This is a genomic window from Pseudomonas sp. G5(2012) (assembly GCF_000408945.1).
In the GTDB taxonomy this organism is placed as follows: domain Bacteria; phylum Pseudomonadota; class Gammaproteobacteria; order Pseudomonadales; family Pseudomonadaceae; genus Aquipseudomonas; species Aquipseudomonas umsongensis.
Genome location: NZ_APIO01000188.1, coordinates 1 through 525, shown reverse-complemented (window position 1 = coordinate 525; position 525 = coordinate 1). Strand labels below are relative to the sequence as shown.

General features: G+C 61.9%; 1 protein-coding gene. It reads right to left on the bottom strand.

What is annotated here, in order from left to right; translation table 11 throughout:
* Positions 1–66 precede the first annotated feature (66 nt).
* Positions 67–525, bottom strand: a 459-nt coding sequence (locus tag PG5_RS32175) for a type VI secretion IcmF C-terminal domain-containing protein (protein WP_042955963.1), incomplete at its 5' end; no start/stop codon positions are given.

Below are 525 nucleotides of genomic sequence, written 5' to 3'. Positions count from 1 at the left end.
CGTCAACGATAACGCTGGAAACCTGACACGCCCCCGCCCCCACAAACTATCGCCTACTCTGCAGAATCACAGCTGGGCCTTTTCACCCTTGCCCAAAAAAATCTGCGTCGGCAACTTAAAGCCACGCAACTTCAGCAACGCCAACGGCCCCGCCCCCAGTTCGGTGCGTAAATACCAGGTCAGGCCAATCCCATCCGGCGCCTTGAGCACCACACGAAAACGGCTGTCGCCGTCGTCCAGCGGCGTGACCTGGGCTTGTTCCAGCAGGCGGATCAGGCCCCAGGTGCCTGCGTAGTCGCCGAACAGCCGTTCGTTGGCCTGCACGCTGGTCCAGGTCAGGCTCGCGCCGGGGTATTGGCTGCGACCCGGCCAGTTGAAGCGCTGCCAGCTTTCCTTCTGGTTGAAGTACTCGTGTTTCTCGCCGTTGAGGGTGAAGGTGGTTTGCACCACGTCGCGCACCGGTTTGCCTTGCAACTCGAAGCTCAGGCCCATGCCGCCGTCGGTGAACAGCACGTCGGCCAGGTG